Origin of the sequence: Microcoleus sp. C2D2 (genome assembly GCF_036702495.1) — a bacterium.
In the GTDB taxonomy this organism is placed as follows: Bacteria; Cyanobacteriota; Cyanobacteriia; order Cyanobacteriales; family Microcoleaceae; genus Microcoleus.
Window position 1 is genome coordinate 1 of record NZ_JAUBTO010000296.1, and the last position, 4,291, is coordinate 4,291.

Sequence of the window (4,291 nt, forward strand, 5' to 3'; positions counted from 1 at the left end):
TCCTTCAATTTCCAGTTCTTCAGGATTGGGCAGAATCATTTGCTGCATTTGACGCACGATATCCAATTGAGCACCCAGGCGAAGATTGTCTTCCTTGAGTCTCTGGTTGAGGGTATCTAACTTTTGTGCGGAGTCTGCCAGTTGCTCTATGGCTTGTTCGAGTCGATCGGATTGTACCAAGATCGATTGGTCAAAAACATCAAGCAACTGCGTCAAAGTCGCTACTTGGGATTTAAGCTGCGCTAGCTCCTGCTCAGTGTTTCTTGTGAATATTTGCCCGAAGGCTGTAGCAGATTCATCTTTTTGAGCGAAGACAGCTCCTCTATCGAACCGCAGCAGTGCTGTCTTGACGTTCAGCGCCAGAGTGCTGAACATCTGAGCCGTGCTATGGGGAATCTGGACTTTCAAGAACAGGATAATTGCAAACAGATTGCCCGAAGGCAATAGACCACCAAACCCCAACACAGACTTGATTCCGAAGGGAATCACAAAGGAGTCCTGGGCGGGAATATAGGGGTTGCCAATCGCTTCAGGCACATAGAAGACGTTGTATTTCCTCTGCTCGATTTCTACCAAAAGATCCGGACCAGGGTTGATAACTGTTTTTATATCTAAGCCTAGCTGTCTGATGAGTTGTGAGATCATCGGTATCTGAGCGACTACAGATTCGCTTGCCAGTGGAATAGCCTTGTGTCCAACCGATGTGTGTCTTGAGTTCCATTCCGTTTGTTGTCCTACCGTTGCCAGTAGAGTCATGCACTTCATGGCAGGCAAAGGGGGATAGTGGTCCAACATACTACGGGCATACTCGGCAAGTTCGACTTCTAAGTTTTCATAAGGGTGAGTTTTGAACAAACGGACGAGGGCGCAGGATTTCTCACCAGTTGGCTTAGTACAGAAATTTTCGTAAAGATACCTAACAATTTTGTTACTCGCCTCTTCCATACTTTCAACCCCCAAGCCGAACTGGCGTAGAGCCAACCCGCATTCCGCCATGTCCCTTAAAGTGAATCTCGTCAAGTCGTACATCGGACTTCCTCATCGATTTGGAAATAACGGCAACTAACACAGACAGTGCCACAATCCAGTAATTATGGTGCATTGCGGCAGGTACTCGCATAGCAGCCATGCCAATATAATGCATATTTCCCATGCCAGAGCCCATGAGAATACCGGGGATTAACAATGAGAACCTGTGTGCAAAACCTCGATGCAAGCTGTAGAAGGCGATACCAGATGCCATGACTGCGGCAAGCCAAGAGACAATCACAATGGGTAAATTGTAGGCGATCGATACTGGCAAGTAATAAGCCAGCATTCCTATAAAGTGCATTGCCCAGATGCCCGTTCCCATTGTCAAAAAACCACCAATTAACCAACAACAGCGAATATTTTTACCGTTTTTTGGATTCATTCTCCCGGTTAATTCTCAGGCTTATAGGAGGGAAAAACGGCAATAATGATGGAAAAGTGACGAAAAAAAAATCGTATTGAACAACGATTAATAGATTAGTCTCATAGAAATTTAGACTTTGAGTATGGCTGGGAAGTTCTCTGGAGATTTAGCCTCTTGCGGGTGCTGCATTTGAAGTATCGTACCACCTCCTCGTAAATTTGACGGTTAATGCGATCGCCCCGACGACCATTTCCAGTTTAATGTCATAAGTTGATTTTTTCGAGGTATTGGCGAGCGCTCTAAACCAAGGCCGCTGCTTGAGGCTGTAACTTTTTTTCTACACCTAATTGGGTCCGTTTCAAAACCAACAATGTGATGTCATCAAATACTTTTTGAGTGCCGATATGTCCCCGTAAATCGTCAATCACCGCTTGCTTAATTTCTGGTGCCGATAAATGCCAGTTTTGGCTAATGACTTTACACATCTGCTCAACGCCATACTGTTTTTTCTTAATGTCTTTTGCTTCGGGGATACCATCGGTATATAGCACTATACCATCTCCTACTTGTAGCTCAATTGAAATGTGACTGATGAACTCAGCAATGTCATCGTGGAGGGCAATGGGGAGACCTAAATCCATTGTGTCCATACGTTCTACCTGTCCACAGTTTCGCACGATGAGCGTTTCTTCATGTTGTCCACTGATGCTGACCCATCCTTGGGAGTAATTTAAAATCGCTAGGGTAAGACTTTTCTCGGAATTCATGCGCTGCACGTTTTTGTAAAGGGTGCGGTTGAGCGCATCTAAAAACCGAACCGGATCAGTTTCGCCGATTTCCTTGAGGGTACGGACTGCCGTTTGCGCCATCAGCATCAGGATGCCACTTTCGAGTCCATGTCCAGTGACATCGCCGATGCCAAGAGTGACAACGCCATCGGTGTTCAAGACATCATAGTAGTCGCCGCCGACTTCCTCGGCAGCCTCCATGTATCCAGCAATATCGAGTCCCTCAATTTCTAGTTCCTCAGCGTTAGGTAGAATCATCTGCTGCATCTGACGCAGGATATCCAATTGAGCCCCCATGCGGACAATTTCGGTTTCTGATACCGCTAACCGAGTCCGTGTTTGCCGGAGTTGCAGGATCGTGGATAATAATTCTCGCTTTTGATCGTTGAGCGATGCCAGAATGGCAATTCCGAGAATAAGTATGGAAACTACCCCAGTCATGTATTCTAAGGTAGAATTTTCCACTATCGGCAACGAAGCCATCGCATGGTCAATTTCAGTAAAAGTGGCTGCTGCCATGCCAGTATAGTGCATTCCACTGATTACCCCTCCCATTAACGCGGCGCTGCCTAATTTCAGCAATTCCCGCTCTGGGTTTTTTTGCAGGTACTCTACGATCAGTAAGGCTGCAATCGAACCAGTAACTGCAACTAAGACAGACAGTCCCACAATCGAGTAATTAAAGTGCATTTTTGCAGGTACTCGCATAGCTGCCATGCCAATATAATGCATGCTTCCAATCCCAGACCCCATGAGGATACCGGGGATTAACAACGAGAACCAGTGTGTAAAACCTCGATGCAAGCTGTAGAAGGCAATACCAGATGCAATAACTGCGGCAACCCAAGAGAGAATCACAATGGGGAAATCGTAGCCGATTGATACTGGCAGGTGATAAGCCAGCATTGCTATAAAGTGCATTGCCCAAATGCCTGTTCCCATTGTCAAGGAACCACCAATTAACCATAAAAAGCGAATATTTTCACCGTTTTTCGGAGTCATTCTCCCGGTTAATTCTAAGGTGGTATAGGAGGCAAAGATGGCAATAACGATGGAAAAGATGACAAGCAAAAAGTCGTATTTAACAACCATCAATAGATTACCCTCATAGAAATTTAGACAATAGCTACGGCTTTGAAGTTCTCTTGAGATTCCGCCTCTTTCGTGGTGCTGCGTTTGAGATATCCTATCGTACCACCACCTCGTAAATTTGACGGCTAATACCGAATCCGGGTTAACTACCCCTTTTTTGGTGGGGACGAAGCAGAAGGCACCGGAGATGAGAGTCAGGAGGCAGAAGGCATAAGGAAAAAAATACTTAAGTCGAAAAGGGTTATCAAGGCGGATTTGGTATAACGCGATCGCCCCGACGACCATTTCCAGTTTAATGTCATAAGTTGATTTTTTCGAGATATTGGCGATCGCTCTAAACCAATGCGGCTGCTTGAGGCAGTGACTTTTTTTCTACACCTAATTGGATCCGCTTCACAACCAACAGCGTAATATCATCAAACACTTTTTGAGTGCCGATATGTCCCCGCAAATCGTCAATCACTGCTTGCTTAATTTCTTGTGCCGATAAATGCCAGTTTTGGCTAATGACTTCGCACATCTGGTCAATGCCATACTGTTTTTTCTTAATGTCTTGTGCTTCGGGAATACCATCGGTATATAGCACTATACCATCTCCTAGCTGTAGCTCAAGTGAAATGTGACTGATGAACTCAGCAATGTCATCGTCGAGGGCGATGGGGAAGCCTAAATCCATTGTGTCGATACGTTCTACCTCTCCACCGTTTCGCACAATGATTGTTTCTTCATGCTGACCGCTGATGCTGACCCGTCCTTGGGAGTAATTTAAAATCGCTAGGGTGAGACTTTTCTCCGAATTCATGCGCTGCACGTTTTTGTAAAGGGTGCGGTTGAGCGCATCTAGGAACCGAACCGGATCAGTTTCCTTGATTTCTTTGAGGGTGCGAACGGCGGTTTGCGCCATCAGCATCAAGATACCGCTTTCGAGTCCATGTCCCGTGACATCGCCGATGCCAAGAGTGACAACGCCATCGGTGTTCAAGACATCATAGTAGTCGCCGCCGACTTCATCGGC

4 protein-coding genes are annotated in these 4,291 nt (G+C 46.0%); all 4 read right to left on the reverse strand.

The genetic code is table 11. From position 1 onward, the window contains the following. On the reverse strand, positions 1-981 hold a 981-nt coding region (locus tag QUB61_RS38140; protein WP_333190418.1), incomplete at its 3' end, for a hypothetical protein. Then, entirely contained in the window at positions 950-1,414 is a 465-nt protein-coding gene (locus QUB61_RS38145; protein WP_333134481.1) for an MHYT domain-containing protein, read from the reverse strand. The genes QUB61_RS38145 and QUB61_RS38140, both read right to left, overlap by 32 nt. Positions 1,415-1,695: 281 nt before the next feature. After that, positions 1,696-3,276: an MHYT domain-containing protein gene (locus QUB61_RS38150; protein ID WP_333134483.1), complete on the reverse strand. Its 1,581-nt coding sequence runs from the start codon at positions 3,274-3,276 to the stop codon at positions 1,696-1,698. A 334-nt stretch (positions 3,277-3,610) separates the two neighbouring features. After that, on the reverse strand, positions 3,611-4,291 hold a 681-nt coding region (locus tag QUB61_RS38155; protein WP_333190420.1), incomplete at its 5' end, for a PP2C family protein-serine/threonine phosphatase.

What these genes read in the sequence shown, in the direction of transcription:
- QUB61_RS38150 (WP_333134483.1), bottom strand. Translation starts at nt 3,276, where the DNA reads ATGGTTGTTAAATACGACTTTTTGCTTGTCATCTTTTCCATCGTTATT.
- QUB61_RS38145 (WP_333134481.1), bottom strand. Translation starts at nt 1,414, where the DNA reads ATGAATCCAAAAAACGGTAAAAATATTCGCTGTTGTTGGTTAATTGGT.